Here is a 15,026-nt window from a genome sequence, read left to right on the forward strand (position 1 = left end):
CTGCATTTGCTCATACATTTCTTTGGTAAAGTATTTCAATGATAATCCTCCTTGCCAACTCCCTCTTCCCTAAAGGCAGGGGATTCTTGGGAGCAGCCAGCTAGCGCCAATTTGTATCCAAAGTTACACCCTCATATTATCACTGCTTGAGGATCGGGAAGTGGGGGGAGAGGAGGCAGATCAACACTCGTTGTCCGGAGACTTTGCACGATTATCCCGTTTGATCAGGTAGCAGAGAGCAAGACAGGAGATTCAGCAGGAACAAATCCAGCGCCTGCAACCACTTCACCAGGGGGAGATGCGTTCCTTCAAAAATCGTGCCGACCAAAGGCTATGTTTGATGCTTGCACTTTCCGCACTCGAACAAGGGGTTATGCCGGGAGTCAGACGGCTGCACCGGGTGTAAGCGCAGCAGGGGCAGACGAAGCCGTTTGGCCACTTCATCGCGATCAGCGCCTCCATGCAGTCCTGCTCGCTTTGGTAACGGCTGCTGAATGGCTGAAGTTCCGTTCCCGTCCCGTATTGACTTCCATATCCGCTCGCCCCCGAATCAAGAACACACGAACATAGGTTCTGTTTATTTTATTATACCAAACACGCGTTCCCTTATCAAACCGAAAATCTCACCTGCACTGCCTCATTTTTTCCCCCTCTCTTTTTCTTCTCTCTTTTTTGAAACCCTTGCTCTAGCCCCCACCCCCTGCTCCCTGAAAGAGAGGGATAATCGTGCAAAGGCAAGCAGTAGGCAGGAACACCAAAGACACGATCCCTTTAGACAGCCCCTCACCTGGCGTCGATTTCTGACACTGCTCGAAACGGCTACGGTGCAAAAGGTAGATATGAGTTTGCGAAAACTCGTGATCATTATATCCGTCCATTATGCCATATCCGCCATTCGTTCCCTGATACGATACGACCGCGGGAAGCCCGCGGCACAAATCACATCGATACCCCGATAAATGGTTCTTTGGGAAACTTAAAACTCTTCAGCCAGCATGGAGGCAGACAAAATTTCGTGATTCAGCAGCTTGTAGATAATCTATCATATCAAACCATCTCTGTGACTATAAACTTGGTAAAGGTATCATTCATGTCCCTACATAATGACGTATAAGAGGAACAACGGTAAAACAAACAGTGCGCACCAAAAGAAAATCGGTACGCACTGTACAGAGTTATTCAACCCAGCGGATCACGTCATCTGCTTCTCTTCTTGTCTTAGGACGCGGAGCTTTGACACGGTACCCGAACGCAGCCATCACGCTGATTCCGTACTGATCGTTTTCCAACATCCCTGCTTCGCGTAAAATGGCGTTCACGCTGTTTATATCGAAGCCTTCGATCGGACAAGAGTCAATGCCGATGAGAGCGGCGCTGGTCATCATGTTGGCGAGAGCAATATAGGTTTGCTTTGAAGCCCAATCAAACAGCGCGCGTTCCGACTCCATCAGCTTGAAATCCTCTTCCTGGAACGACCGGTAACGGCCCATCATGTTTTTGACATTGTCCGCCGGAATTTGTTTGACCCCGGTCATTTGCCGCCAGAAGTAATCGGAATCGTATCTTGCATCCTTGCGTGCTAAAATCAACACAAAATGGCTGGCGGTAAGCAGTTGACCTTGTGCCCCCCAGCTCACGGCACGCAGTTTCTCGCGCAAATCCGGATTCTGGACAACGACAAACTTCCAGGGCTCAAGTCCAACCGAGCTTGGAGAGAGCCGGGCCGTTTCCAGAATGAAATTAAAATCTTCAGCGGAAATTTTCTTTGTCGGATCAAACTCTTTGGTGGCATGTCTAAATTCGAAGGCTGCCAATATATCTTCTTTTTTTATGCTATGGTTCACTGAATCCAACTCCTTTAATATAAATTGGCAATAGTTTATTTATCCTCCAATTAATGGTTGTTCGATAACAAAAATATATCACCTTCACATTTGGTAGTCAATTGATTCGTGCGGGCTTTTTCAGGATAAATATGACTTTCTTAAATATTGGATGACGGAAAAGTTCCAAATGGCTATACGGGATAGACTGCTGGAAGAAACAAGATGCAATGCGGAAAATTTGCGAATCCTTATTCAAACCATATTCGATTTTCTTTTGCGGAGTTTGCAGCCGTTATTCGGGAACTTGAACTCGCTGAAACCTTCGCGTGGAAGGAACTATATGCCGCTCCCGTCACGTTACGTATAAGGAAGAGAGGGAAAGCCCGTGAAATGCAAAAGTACAGTTCATTTCCGGTCAAAAGTTACTTTTTTATCGTATAGCCCTAAATGAGATGTACTTTTGCACTTCAACCGCTCTAAAATGGTAACTTAGGGAAAATAGAATGCACTTTTGCAGTTGAATCCATCAAGCCGTCCTTCTTCCCATTGTCTTCCCATAAAAAACGAACATCTGCCAAAGCTCGTACGGCGTTCAGCACAACTCCCGGAGCTGATTCATAAAGCCGCTGGCCGCACCGAAAGTTGAGTTATAAATCCTTGCGGACAAAACGGCGCAACCCAATCCAAAAGAGCACGGCTGTATAAAATATCGTGTATATTAAAAAGGCTGTCGAAGGAACCTCGCCGATACCGAACGGTCCAGTATCGCCCACCGGTATAAGTCCGCTGATATCCTCAAAGCTGAACAGCACCGCCTGCATTTTCCGCTGCAGCGCGTCGGCCGGCATGATCAACTGCAGAACTCCCGCCACATTATTCAAGGTTTGCAATGGTTCAGGCTTCAGACCGATGGATCCGGCGATTTTACCGATCATGCCGCCAAGCCAGCCCGCCCCGTAGAGCATCGTCATCACCACACCGTTCGCAACGGAGGACAAGTAGCCGGAACCGAACATGGACACGGTTACGAGCAAAGGAACAACCGAGGCAAAAAGCAGGAAAGCCTGAACCAGTACGACCGGGTCACGTGGAATTGCGGCATGGATATCGGTGATCCACAAAATCTGGCTATATAAAATCAAGGCATAAAGCACGCCCAGAGAAACGTAACCGAGCCAGCGGCCTGTATACCATTTCCACCTAGGAATCGGCCGCGGCAGCATCGCCTGCATCACCCCCTGCTCGGCCTCGCCGGCAATCGCGGAAAATGAACTGAAAATAGCCAAAAAGGCGAGCACAAAGCCGGCGAAGAAAAAACCGAGCAACAGAATGAACATCCCGGTCGTAAATTGCTGGATTAGTTCTTCGTTATTATTCGCAACTGCGCTTACGTCACCTCCGATAGCTCCGGCAATAAACCAAAATCCGATCAGAAACACGGCTGTCATCAAAAATGTCAGCAGCAGGACACGTTTGCGCAGCAGCTCCTTCCAGGTCATCGCCCAAATTATTCTCATTCCTGTTCCCCCCTGTGATTGAGCCCGGCGACAGCTTCCATGAACCACTCCTCCAGCCGTTCACGGACTCTGGCGACTTCATACAGCGTCATTCCTTGACCGATCAGCAGCGTATTAATCCAGCCTGCCTGCTCCTCGTTCTCCAGCTCCGCTTCAAGCCATACGGTATCACCCGCACTTCCGGCGCCGGTCAGGCCGGCTTCGCCTTGTTCATCGGCAGCTGCCCGAAAGCTGAAACCTGTCGTTTCATGAAGCCAAGACAGCAAAAAAGGCGAAAATCCGCCGACTTTAAAACGCCAGCAGACTCGCTTCTGAAGTACTTCGGCTACCCGTCCATGACGGAGCACCTGCCCGTTATTCAAGAGCGCCATGCGGTCGCACAGCACTTCCACATCCTCCAGCAGATGGGAGTTCAAGAAAATCGTTTTTCCCTGCTGCTTCAGCTCTTCGAGGATCGCGCGGACATGCATTCTGCCGACGGGATCCATGGCCGACGACGGCTCGTCCAGGAAAACTACCGCCGGATCGTTCACGAGAGCGCAAGCCAGTCCAAGCCGCTGCTGCATGCCTTTGGAATAATGCTTAACCCGGTCCTTCCCCCGTTTGCCCACCCCCACCCTGTGCAGCAGCTCGGGGATTCTCCGGTTCGCCTCCTGATTGTCCAAGCCGCATAGCCGCGCGTGCAGCCGGACGACCTCTTCGCCGGTCAGCCATTCCTGATACCGGTACAGCTCGGGCAAATATCCGATTTGCCGCTTCGCCTCAAGCGTACCAATGGGCGCGCCCATGATGCTCGCCTCGCCGGCCGTCGGATGGATCAGTCCGACCAGCATTTTCACGAACGTGCTTTTCCCGGCACCGTTAGGACCGAGGAAGCCGAAGGCTTCCCCTTTTCCTACAGTGATGGTGACATTCCGGCAGCCGCGCCCATTGCTGTATTCCTTGGTCAACCCGTTAGCGTCGATGGCCGCCTCGGTCATGCCTCCACCAGCTCCTTCAATTTGTTCATGAAATCAGTTTCCGTTGCGTAGGCAGAGCCACCGTCAAAATGGAACAGCTGTCCGTCTTTAATCCAGATGGCCGTACGGTCTGCCGTACTGCTGTACTCGCGTTCTTCAACAAGCACCTTGGTGCCGCCAATCGTGTGTTCATCGGTTTTGGCGCTTTTATCAACGATATACGGCATTGGAATCGATCCGGAAAGGATGCTGCTCTGCTGCAGCTGGTTTTTCAGATCGGCTGGCAAAATCGGAAGCTGCAGAACCGCCTCTAGAGCTTCTTCCACATCAACGGACGGGTCCACCGTAATTTCCGGCGCCTGCATCTGTGCCAGGGACGCCCAGTGCTCCTGATCCGTATTCAAATCGTAAGTTACACTTTCATGAAGGGTTAAGGTGATCGCTTTTCCGTCAATCGATTCCGGCAGCAGCTTCGTTGCGCCCACACGCTGCATGGCCTGATTCACTTCTTCAACATTCATCTTCATTGTGATTTCGTTTGAAGGGCTGATGTAGACTTTCTCTTCGCCGCCTGTCAGATCAGAGGGCAAAAGCTGATACCCCAGCCGGGAAGCCGCCTGCTCACGGGTAAATTCCCCTTGAACGGTTCCTCCCTTGGTTGTAAACTGGCCGAATGTATTGTCCTTGCTGAGCGTTTCGCCCGGAGCCAGCTGATAAAACAGACTTTCAAGCGTATCGCCGTCAACCGTTGCGATCTCCTGCACGCGGAATTGGTTCAAAATCGCCGCTAGCGCGTTATTGCCCATAGGGGTGGCCAGAACGGCGCCGAAGATGACGGCTGCCGCTGCCGCCGCTATCCAATTGCGATTGCGGCTTGCCCGGCGGCGGGAGTTTTTTGCCGGAGCCGGAGCTTCAGTTGTCGGCTGAGATGCCTCATTGGAAGCTGCGGCTGAAACCGCCGGCCCCGGAAGAGCACCGGCTAACTGCAGACCGTTCTGCTTACCCTGCGTGCCCCATGTCTCCCATTTGTCGTTTACCGGCTCCGTTGCCAGTTTCGTTTGCAGCCGTTCCCAGGCTTCGTGTGTTCTTTTATCCTCTCCAGAATTATGCGGGTGGGTCGTCATATTTTTTCAATCCTTTCCGATGGTTAATCCTGCCGGGCCATGGCCTTGGTGGCCGTGGCCTGCAGCTTGCGTGTCGCTCGTTGCAGCAGACTGCCGATCAGCGGCGGCCTGACATTAAGCTCCTGCGCGATCTCCGCGTAGCTGTAGCCCGAATAGCGGAGAAGCAGCGCCTGGCGGTCCCGCTCGGGAAGGCTGTCCAGCCAGGCTCTTACTTCTTCCTGATCCATTTGGCGCATAAGCGCCTCTTCTCCGGATTCCGGAGCAGCCTCCCCCTCGTACATCATTTCCTGCTTGTTTTGCAGCTTTCTCTCTCTTGCTTTCTTCTCCAGGTAATCGTATCCGATTCTTGTCAGTACGCGGTGCAGCCATGCCCCCAAGGCTTCCGGGTTGTCCGGCGGGTTCCTGTACAGCCTGAGGAATACCTCCTGCGCCAAATCGTCGGCGGCGGCTTCATCACGTACGAGGGCGGTCAGTTTTCGGTGTACGGTTGGATAATGCGCAAAAAATATGTTACGGAATGCCGAGGATTCCGGAATACTCATTTTGTGTTTGCCTCCTTTCAGCTGCAGCTATTAGAAAGACGAACCCTTTTTTAATTTTGTAGCAGGATTCAGAAGAATTTTTTCGGGTTAATCATTTTTTAGATTATATAGCAGAGCTTTGTCCACTTGTACCGGTAAAATTGAGCCTGCCCAAATACATTACGGCCGCTGTCTCAAAAGTAGCTAATTTCATAGAAAAAGGGCGATCCCCGAGCCATTTTCTATGACTCTTATGAGACTACCCTGTTACCAATAAGGTTTTCAATTTTTGCTTACTGACTTTTCTTTACTTCGTTATTCTTCTCTATATAGGTCCAAGTATAATATGCAGCCCAAAATAAGAGAGGAGCGAGTAATGCCAGGGGCCTAAATTGTTGAGGTAAATAAATTATAAGGAGTAGTCCAGCTACAAAAAAAGGAGGAAGAAGAATCCAATATTTCTTATTGAACCTTTTTAGCATATTTTGAACTCCTATGATTTACTATTTCCTTTATTTTACCATACTTCTCATTTCGGGGAGCGTAATTTTCAATTTTTTGACGTCGGTGAGATAGGAGTATGCTTCTATACAGATTTGAATATGCTTAATCTGCATTATACAATTGATGAGGGTTTATCCTAAATATCTGTTAGGGTTTACTTTGAAACCGAACCGGCCAGCCTGCGTAACAAACTGGTAAAAGTTCTTTAAGGAGGATAAACGGTATGATTATGACCACAACATCAACGATTGAAGGTTATCCTGTAAGACAGTATCTAGGTATCGTAACCGGCGAAGTAATTATGGGCGCCAACGTGTTCAGAGATTTTCTCGCCTCGATTACGGACGTTGTCGGAGGTCGCTCGGGCGCTTACGAAGGCAAGCTGCAGGAAGCGAGAGAGACCGCACTCGAAGAAATGAGACAACAGGCTTCGCGTCTGGGAGCAACGGGCATTATTGGGATAGACATCGATTATGAAGTCGTCCGCGAAGGAATGCTTATGGTTTCCGTTAGCGGAACAGCAGTGCTTGTGTAACGATGGGGTTTAAACAGCCGGTCATGGTAAATGGCCGGCTTGTTTACGTTCTAAATATTTCGCAAGATGTTCCTGATCCTGATTTCTCTCCCGTATTAGCTTGAGAAATGGTTGCTCATCCAGCGGCTCAAGCTTAACATAAGGACAAAAAATGTCGCTATTTCGGCCATCCCCCCCATTTTGAGTGAAATAGTGGCAAATGATGCTGTTATTTACTCGAATCACAAAGAAATGCCAAAGTTCTGAATCATTTATGGGAAAATAAGGACCAAAAATGCCGCTATTTTTATAGCAGGGGGATCTGCCAGCGGATTGCATCGAAAAAAACGAAAAGCAAACCGCGCCATACGACCTGCAGTTTGCTTTTAAGCAGTTTATATTAGCGTTATTTCATCGCCGCAACGATCTCTTCACTCGTCCGCACCTTGCCGAGCCGCGGGAAAATGTACTTGCACACGTATTCGTGCTCCTCCTGCGTCGATGCCGTCATGGCGTCTTCGGCAAAAATCTGCTGATAGCCGTGCTGGAACGCCTCTCTGGCCGTGGTGTCCACGCCGATCGAGGTGGAGATCCCGCACAGCACGATCGTGTCGATGCCCCGGCGGCGCAGCTGCAGATCCAGGTCCGTGCCGTAGAACGCGCCCCACTGCCGTTTGGTCACAAGGTGTGCGTTTTTCACGCCGGCCAGTTCGGGCACGATCCGTTCCCAGCCCTCGGGATATTGCACGGAGTTAAAACCCATATCCGTCTGCGGCTTCAACGCATCTTTGCCGTCCGTGAACGACAGCCTGACCAGCACGACAAAGCCGCCCTTCTCCGCAAACGCCTGCGCCAGCTTGCCGGCGTTTTGAATCACCTGCCCGCTCGTGTAAGGGGCGCTCTGACGCCCGGCGTGGGCAATGCCCTCCTGCAGATCGATCACCACCAGCGCCGTTTTCTCAACATGAACTTCCGTCACTTTTGCATCTGCCATACTAATTTCCACACTCTCCTGTCTTTTGCTTACTTCGGGACGCCCGTCATTTTGGGCCGGTCCATGGCCCGGTACACTTTAAAATATACCCAAACCGCGTTGATCAACAACAAAGCGCTCGTTGCGATGAATACGTATTCGGCGCCCAGCCAGGCCGCGATCTGTCCGCCCAACACCGAGCCAGCGAACACGCCCAGGTATCCGGCCGCCATACTGAACCCGAACACCCGGCCCGTTAGGGCATCCGGCGTGATTTTTTTGATCAGCGTATTAACCGATGGGCTCAGCCCCGCCGCCGCGACCCCCAGCAAAAACCGCAGCCCCGTCAGCTGCCAGGGGTTCGTGACGAAAGCTTGCGGGATGAACAGGATGCCGGCCGCAAGCAGTGCCGCCAGGATCACTTTGTGCGCCCCCACCCGGTCGGATAGCTTGCCGAGACGCGGCGCAGTCAAAACATTGGCCAGACCCGAAGCCGAAAAAGCGATCCCGGCCATCAGCGCCACATGGCTGGATGTTTGGGAAATCTGCTCAATGTACACCGTGATGATCGGCTCGACCGAATACAAAGCCACGCTTAAGATGAAAAAGGTGACGAACAAGGTTAGGGTCAAGCTTTTTTCGGGAATCCCGCTCCAAATTTCTTTCATTCCCGGGACCTTGTTCTCCGTCCGGACAAAATCCTCCTTGACAAAAAATAACGTCGTCAAAAAGGCGATCAACATCAGCGCGCCGATGAGAAAAAAGTCGTTTTGCATCCCGAAGTTTTCACCGATAAATCCGCCGATCGTCGGCCCCAACAGCGAACCCGCGATATTGGCCGTAGACAGCGTTCCCAAGGCAAACCCGGCGTGCTCCTTATCCGTCTGGGTGGCGATCAGCGTCGTACAGGCGGTGCTGTAACCCGTGATCACCCCCTGCAGCAGGCGAAGCCCGATCAGCACGTACACATTCGGCGCAAATCCCATGCAGCCAATCACGATCGCCATGCCCAGGCTGGCCCGCAGCAGCATCGGCTTGCGTCCGTATTTGTCGGCGGCCAGCCCCCAGATCGGCGAAAAAATCGCCGACACGATAAACGTAATCCCAAAAGCAAGCCCGGAGAATCGGGCGATTTCCCCGGCATCTCCGACGCCAAGCTGCTTGATGTACAGCGGCAAAACCGGCGCGAGCTGGCTCAAGCCAATCCCCGTCACGAACATGCCGAACCAGCACACAAGCAAATTTCTTTTCCAAATCGGCATAAAGCAAGCCTTCTTTCCGCTCGATAACCTGATGACCCGCACACGTGATCCCGTATACGTGAAATGAACAATATTGCAGGATTATTCTAACCAAAGAATTCGCATTTTTCCATGCACAATCTTATAATCCATGGACTATTTTGCCGTGATATTCCGAAGGGCTGATCCCCTCCATCCGCTTAAAAATCCGGCTGAAGTAGAATTCATCCGCAAACCCGAGCTCGCGGGCGACTTCCTTCACTTTTTTGTCCTCCTCGGCAAGCAGCTCCTTGGCTTTATCCACCTTGATTTTGTTGAAATACTCGATCACCGAATATCCCGTCGTGTTCTTGAACGCCCGCGAAAGGTAATACGTGGACAGATGAACCAGTTCGGCCAATTCCCCCAAAGTCACCCGCTGTCCGATATGCAGATGCATGTATTCGATCACTTTTTCAATTTTCAAGCTGACCGCGTGATTTTCGTTTTGCTTCTGCCGATATTGGGAAATTTCGAACAGCAGCTGGAGAAGATAGGCTTTCGAGATCAGCTCATACCCCGGCCGCTTCGAATCCCAGCTATCCACCAGCTTTTTGAAGGTATCCGCGATTTGATAGCCGTTTTTGAGCATCTGCGCATCCTGCAGCGACAGCGAATGGACTTCGTTCCCGACCGACCAGGCGCCGTCATCATAGCGGATGTTCGCATAGCTGAAATGCACGGTCAGGCAGCTTATCGGTTCACGGGCGTCAACCTCGATCGTATGTAAAACATCGGGACGGATGTAGCACAGCGTGCCTTCCTGCACCGTGTGACTTCTGTTGTCCACGATAAAACGGCCTTTTCCTCCGGTCACCAGAATCAGTTCGTGGTGCTGGAGCGTCCGGGTGATCAGGCTCCGCAGTTTCCGCGGATCGTTTGGGGACCGGCTGTTGCAGTAATGGATATAGGGAAAGACGTTTTTCAGATTCATGGCTCCTCCTTGAATTGCCGCTTCGTAATAAAACTCCCGCTCCATGAGCGGTGCACGGAGGCGGGAGTGTCTTGCATGGTATTTAACGGTACAGGTTAAGCTCGGCGATGGACCACCACCACTCCGGCGTATCTTGCGTCAGTTCGATGGTCACAAACCGGGCCGATTGTACCGGAAAGCTCTCCAAAATCTGCGGCGAACGCGATTCTTTTTCCAGAATCAGGTCCCAGGTCTCCCCGTCTTTGGATACGAGCAGCCGAAAGCCGCGGGCGTAGTCATTTTCGCTGCCGCCGGAATCCATGCTGATTTGGCTGAAGTCTTGCACGCTTCCCAAATCGAGCCGAATCCATTGGCCCGCCGTTTGCCCCGCGGAGGAAGTCCAGCGGCTGTTCTTGTCGCCGTCCAACATCGCCATGGCGTCTCCATATGTTGACGTCGTGACGGTCCAGCCCGAGCGGTCCTCCAGCGCGCCCAGATTCGGCAGAGGCGGCTTAGGCGCCGGCGAACCGAAGAGGGCCAGCTTTAACTCGGAGATCGACCACCAGCTGCCCGCCGGCGCCGTCAGGACGATTTTCACGTATCTGGCCTTCTGTTCTTTAAGCGAGACCGCCAGACTTTGCGAATTGCCCGTGCCGCTGGCGGCCGCCTCGTTCCAATCCTCGCCGTCGGCCGATACGTACACCTCGTACCCGTGCGCGTAGTCGCCCCAATTCATGCCGGAATTCATAAACAGTGTATCAAAGACCTGCTCTACGCCCAAATCGATTTGCAGCCAGTCGCCGGCCGCTTGGGTTTGTCCCGAAGACCAGCGTGTCGACAGGTCGCCGTCGATCATGCGGTCAGCCGGTTCGGAACTGGAGGATGCCGTAATCACCCAGCCTGCGCGGTCCAGGTATTGAACGCCCTTCGCGGGGTCCGGACCTTCCACAACCGTGTCCTCCAGCGGGTTGACGGCGACGAGCGCTTTGGGGTATACCATAGCGGAGCCCAATGCACCGTCTTCATTGAAGAAACGGACGGTTTTGGGCGTGTCCCCCGGATTCCAGATCTGCGCGGTGTAGACGCCGTCTTTTTCATAGACCGTTGCCGCCGGATCGTCCGCCCAAATATCCATCGTTCTTGTGCCCGTCGTTACCATGCTGTGAATGAACCAGTAGGCGTTAAAGACTTCGTTTTGCTGCATATTGCTGGTATCCCACTTGGCCAGCGCGCCTTCCGGATCGCTGATCGATTGGAACGGCCAGATGATATGCTCCCAGGTGCGTTCCGGCGTGCCGCCGAGGTCCGCGATCAGACCGGCGTACAAATCCGCCGTTTTCTGCGGATCGCGGCCGTAATAGGTCATCCATTCCGCCGGCGGAAGCCAGTGGATGCCGTAAATATGCTCCGGATCCCCGGAAAAATAAGTACCGTACAAATAGGCGCTGCCGTAGACATGCCCTACCGTCGCATGCTTATAGCCTTCCGCCCAATTGTCGCGGTCATAGTTGAACCAGTACTGCTCGGCGGCTTTTTCCTCGGTCGTAAAGCCCCAGATGCCCGCATCGCGGTAAGCGTCGTTGCCGGTTACCAAGCCCCACATATATTCGCCGACCCAGCTGAACAGCGCTTCCCCGGCCGCTTCCTGGTTGTTGCCGCTGCGGTTGTCGGCGTAGCCGCCGGCCCAGGAGTGACCTTCATAAGGATCGAAGTTGCGAAACCAAGGGAATAACTTGTCCGTTCTCGACGGGTTGGCGTAATCGCGGATCAAAAGCTCCACCATGTCCCCGTAATCCCGCAAAAATTCCTCGTCATACGCGGCGAGAACAGCTGAGGCGAAAATATAATACCCGTACGTAAAATGATGGTCGGTTAATCCGGTATTTACGCCGAATCCGCTGCCGTACGGGAACACGGTCCCCCATGTGTCGTCATAGTGGAAATAGGTCGAATGCGCCTTCTCGTCCGGCGAATACGTGTACCAGTCGGTCAAAATCGTCCGCAGCAAGGCCAGATAATGATCTTTGCGTTCAGTATCGCCGAGCTGGTCGCTGATCAAGACCGCCAGGGCGAGCGGGTGCAGTTTTTTCCCCTGCCAATAAGGTTCATCGACCATCGCTCCGTTCGCCACATCCGCGTCCAGTTGATCGAGATAGGCGGTTAATTGCGCGCGGGAATACGACGGGTCATTAGGCTCCACAAACTGCGGAATGATGCCGTAAAACCGGTCCTGCGTCGAAAACGTATTGCCTTCGCTGACTTTCAGCACACCGCGGATCGAAGGATACGTCAAATCGGTCAGCGGCGTGGCAGCGATCTTCCATTGATGCGGCAGCAGCGCCATCAGCGTCTCCGCAGAAAAGCCCGGCCGTTTCAGCTCGGTGATCGATTCGAAGCGGGTGGTTACGAGCGATTTTGCCTCATCATATTCGTATTCAACCCGCGTATCCGTAACGAAGGCGTACGCATGCCGGTAATAATCGCCCAGTTCCTCCGCAGACGGCAGCGCCGCCAAAGACAGATAGTTTTCGCCTTGTCCCAGCTTGATTTTGATCGTGTTTCCAAGCTTCATAAAGACCGTTCCCTCAGGAGCAAACACCCCGTAGTTGCGCACGAAGGTTTGCGGCACAGGCGCTCTGTCCTTATTGGTCACTTCGATGCCGATATGGTCGGCCGTCAGCATATCCCCGTCATTCAGCAGGATCGGCTGATTGTTGTCATCGTATAACCGGGTGATGACCGGCGATTGGAGGATCACGGCATCCGGGTTCTCGTAGGTATTGAAGAGGAACGGCGCCCCCTTCACAAACGTCGTGGTCATTTTGGCCGTCTCGTCATCGCTCATCACGACGCTCGCGGAAAAATCTCCATAGCCGGAAATTTTCGTGACCACGGCGGCCGGATTGATGTTGGCCGGAGACAGAATCAAATCCGGATCGCCGTCGGCGTCGATCGAGCCGCCGTCCGCTGAAGCATAACCGGCCCCAGGGTTTAAAATGTTCAGTCCCTGCTTGGTATACCGGTTTTTCAGCGGGAGCGTGATCAGGCTGTTGCCGCCGCCCAGGTTTTCGACCAGGATCGATTGCCACCAGTCGTTGGAGGGAATCGGCGCCTCGACGTCCGCGGTGCGGTATTTCGGATTTTTCGGCGCCAGCATCGTCACGTCGTTGATTTCGTAGCTGCCCGCTCCAACCTCCACCGAAGAGACCGCCGGGATGTCCGGAATGTCGTAGGTCGATTTCGGATCGCCTTCGCGGTAAGCGAATACGCCGAACTCGTACAGCGAGTATCCGTTCGTGGAACCGCGTCCGAGTCCCGCCATTTTGACGTAACGGGCCTTCGCATAGACCGGAATCGTCTCCGTTCCTCCCGATCCGGTCAGCTGCCGGTACACGGTGGTCCAGCTTTGGGCGTCATCCGACACCTGGATGTCGTAAGCTCTGCCGTAGGCGGCTTCCCACTTGAACGACACGCTGCCGATTTCGCTGGATTGGCCCAGGTCGACGTAAATCCATTCGTTGTCGGCGTATTTGGACGACCAGCGGGTATCGCCGTTGCCATCGGTGGCATTCTTGGCCAAATAGTTCCGCTCTTCCATCTTGGCTTTGTCTTCGGGCGATCTGCTAGGCTCGTCGATCTCCAGCGAAGACGCCGTAACCGGCTTGCCCAGCGCCAGGTTGACGGCCTCCGGTTTTGGCGGCGGATTGACGCCTCCGGTGCCGAATACGCTGAATTCCCAAATCGATACGCCGTAAGCCTTTTGGGCACGGTCAGTGCTGTAGACGCGGACATAGCGGCCCTGCTCCGCCAGTTTATCCACCTCGGTCAGCCCGCCTTCGCCTGCGGTTGTGGAATAGACCGGTTTCCAGTGGATTTCGTCATCCGATACCTGAAGTTCAAACGACGTGGCATAAGCATTTTCCCATCTTACGATAATCTTCGAGATGGAAGCACGCTTGCCTAAATCGACGTAAATCCATTGCGGGTCCTTTTGCCATACGCTCTCCCAACGGGTATTTTCGTTGCCGTCAACCGCCATATCCGGCGTATTGCCGCCCAGCGACGATGAACTATAGACCGGTCGGTTTAAAGAAAGTAAATAATCTCCCTCTGCGGCATAAGCCGCCGGCACGGAAAACATCGGAACGCTGCTGATCAGCAGCATGACGGTCAACGCGAAATGCACCCAGACCCTGCGAGTCTTGCGAGTCTTCCGCTTGCTCAGGAAAAATCTCCCCATATCCTCTCTCCTTCAATATTGGTCTATGGTGCTGATGTTGATGGAACCAATCAGATCTACGCTACTCGTCTTTTTTTGCGGCCTCCTCTCGCATCTCCAAAATATTTGGTTACACCCCATATTTTGGGATTTGGATAAATATACAAGTGTTTTATCGTCGCACGGTATAATGATATTAATAGAATATGTAAAAACTATCATAAAATAGGCAAAAAGAACTATTCGATTTCACTGATGATACGAACGCAAAAAAAACAGGAGCGTCCCTAACAGCAATGGACGTTCCTGTTTTTTTCATATGACCCTGCAGGTCAGTATCTCTATTCGTTTGGAATCAACGGCTCTGCAACCCGCCCGTTATGAGGTGAAAATGACTAGAATCTAAGGAAGAAAGAAGAGGCGGGAACCTGGAAAATCCCACGAAATGCAAAAGTGCAGGCGGTTTTCGTCGAAATTCCTCGAAACGGGTGGTCCAAGGGTAAAAGTGCAGTTTTATTTCGGGTCAAAAGCTACTTTTATATCGGATAGCCCTAAATGAGATGTAATTTTGCATTTCAATCGCCCCAAAATGGTGATTTACTGGAAATAGAATGCACTTTTGCAGTTGATTCCATAGTATAGTTATCGAGCTTTGTCGCTGACTTGGATAAAATGG

The 15,026-nt window shown here is 52.5% G+C and carries 10 protein-coding genes and 2 pseudogenes; 1 reads left to right on the forward strand and 11 read right to left on the reverse strand.

Features of this window, described 5'->3' with window-relative positions:
- Positions 1-253: 253 nt before the first annotated feature.
- The 7 genes and pseudogenes from NYE74_RS21535 to NYE74_RS21565 all read right to left on the reverse strand — a co-directional run.
- Positions 254-504 (reverse strand): annotated as a pseudogene (locus NYE74_RS21535) (transposase); the annotation flags it as partial.
- Between the two features lie 362 nt (positions 505-866).
- Positions 867-1,039 (reverse strand): annotated as a pseudogene (locus NYE74_RS21540) (helix-turn-helix transcriptional regulator); the annotation flags it as partial.
- A gap of 136 nt (positions 1,040-1,175) precedes the next feature.
- Positions 1,176-1,844, reverse strand: coding sequence for an NAD(P)H-dependent oxidoreductase (locus tag NYE74_RS21545; RefSeq protein ID WP_036623626.1), 669 nt, complete (start codon positions 1,842-1,844; stop codon positions 1,176-1,178).
- A gap of 629 nt (positions 1,845-2,473) precedes the next feature.
- Positions 2,474-3,343 carry an ABC transporter permease subunit gene (locus tag NYE74_RS21550; protein ID WP_036623632.1) on the reverse strand — a complete coding sequence of 290 codons (870 nt, stop codon included), beginning with the start codon at positions 3,341-3,343 and terminating at the stop codon, positions 2,474-2,476.
- The gene (locus tag NYE74_RS21555; protein ID WP_124333478.1) at positions 3,340-4,323 is read right to left on the reverse strand and encodes an ABC transporter ATP-binding protein; all 984 of its coding nucleotides are present in this window, start codon (positions 4,321-4,323) and stop codon (positions 3,340-3,342) included. Before NYE74_RS21555 ends, NYE74_RS21550 begins: the two co-directional genes overlap by 4 nt.
- Positions 4,320-5,426 (reverse strand): hypothetical protein, encoded by a 1,107-nt coding sequence (locus tag NYE74_RS21560; RefSeq protein WP_051985492.1) that lies wholly within the window; start codon positions 5,424-5,426, stop codon positions 4,320-4,322. The genes NYE74_RS21555 and NYE74_RS21560 overlap by 4 nt, the downstream gene beginning before the upstream one ends.
- 23 nt (positions 5,427-5,449) lie before the next feature.
- Entirely contained in the window at positions 5,450-5,968 is a 519-nt protein-coding gene (locus NYE74_RS21565) for a sigma-70 family RNA polymerase sigma factor (RefSeq protein WP_036623638.1), read from the reverse strand.
- 706 nt (positions 5,969-6,674) lie between these two features.
- On the opposite strand from NYE74_RS21565, the gene NYE74_RS21570 reads away from it, so the two are divergent.
- Positions 6,675-6,986, forward strand: coding sequence for a YbjQ family protein (locus NYE74_RS21570; RefSeq protein WP_036623643.1), 312 nt, complete (start codon positions 6,675-6,677; stop codon positions 6,984-6,986).
- A 385-nt stretch (positions 6,987-7,371) separates the two neighbouring features.
- Here NYE74_RS21570 and NYE74_RS21575 read toward each other — a convergent pair whose 3' ends face one another.
- The 4 genes from NYE74_RS21575 to NYE74_RS21590 all read right to left on the reverse strand — a co-directional run bounded on the left by NYE74_RS21575 (position 7,372) and on the right by NYE74_RS21590 (position 14,371).
- Positions 7,372-7,959, reverse strand: coding sequence for a hydrolase (locus NYE74_RS21575; RefSeq protein WP_036623645.1), 588 nt, complete (start codon positions 7,957-7,959; stop codon positions 7,372-7,374).
- 29 nt (positions 7,960-7,988) lie between these two features.
- Positions 7,989-9,200: a multidrug efflux MFS transporter gene (locus NYE74_RS21580; protein WP_278739849.1), complete on the reverse strand. Its 1,212-nt coding sequence runs from the start codon at positions 9,198-9,200 to the stop codon at positions 7,989-7,991.
- Between the two features lie 121 nt (positions 9,201-9,321).
- Positions 9,322-10,152 (reverse strand): AraC family transcriptional regulator, encoded by an 831-nt coding sequence (locus tag NYE74_RS21585; protein ID WP_036623649.1) that lies wholly within the window; start codon positions 10,150-10,152, stop codon positions 9,322-9,324.
- Between the two features lie 82 nt (positions 10,153-10,234).
- Positions 10,235-14,371, reverse strand: a complete 4,137-nt coding sequence (locus tag NYE74_RS21590) for a discoidin domain-containing protein (protein WP_316560868.1) — start codon at positions 14,369-14,371, stop codon at positions 10,235-10,237.
- Positions 14,372-15,026 lie beyond the last annotated feature (655 nt).

Origin of the sequence: Paenibacillus sp. FSL P4-0127, assembly GCF_038007325.1 — a bacterium.
Classification (GTDB): domain Bacteria; phylum Bacillota; class Bacilli; order Paenibacillales; family Paenibacillaceae; genus Fontibacillus; species Fontibacillus macerans.

What these genes read in the sequence shown, in the direction of transcription:
- NYE74_RS21550 (WP_036623632.1), bottom strand. Translation starts at nt 3,343, where the DNA reads ATGAGAATAATTTGGGCGATGACCTGGAAGGAGCTGCTGCGCAAACGT.
- NYE74_RS21555 (WP_124333478.1), bottom strand. Translation starts at nt 4,323, where the DNA reads ATGACCGAGGCGGCCATCGACGCTAACGGGTTGACCAAGGAATACAGC.
- NYE74_RS21560 (WP_051985492.1), bottom strand. Translation starts at nt 5,426, where the DNA reads ATGACGACCCACCCGCATAATTCTGGAGAGGATAAAAGAACACACGAA.
- NYE74_RS21565 (WP_036623638.1), bottom strand. Translation starts at nt 5,968, where the DNA reads ATGAGTATTCCGGAATCCTCGGCATTCCGTAACATATTTTTTGCGCAT.
- NYE74_RS21570 (WP_036623643.1), top strand. Translation starts at nt 6,675, where the DNA reads ATGATTATGACCACAACATCAACGATTGAAGGTTATCCTGTAAGACAG.
- NYE74_RS21575 (WP_036623645.1), bottom strand. Translation starts at nt 7,959, where the DNA reads ATGGCAGATGCAAAAGTGACGGAAGTTCATGTTGAGAAAACGGCGCTG.
- NYE74_RS21580 (WP_278739849.1), bottom strand. Translation starts at nt 9,200, where the DNA reads ATGCCGATTTGGAAAAGAAATTTGCTTGTGTGCTGGTTCGGCATGTTC.
- NYE74_RS21585 (WP_036623649.1), bottom strand. Translation starts at nt 10,152, where the DNA reads ATGAATCTGAAAAACGTCTTTCCCTATATCCATTACTGCAACAGCCGG.
- NYE74_RS21590 (WP_316560868.1), bottom strand. Translation starts at nt 14,371, where the DNA reads ATGGGGAGATTTTTCCTGAGCAAGCGGAAGACTCGCAAGACTCGCAGG.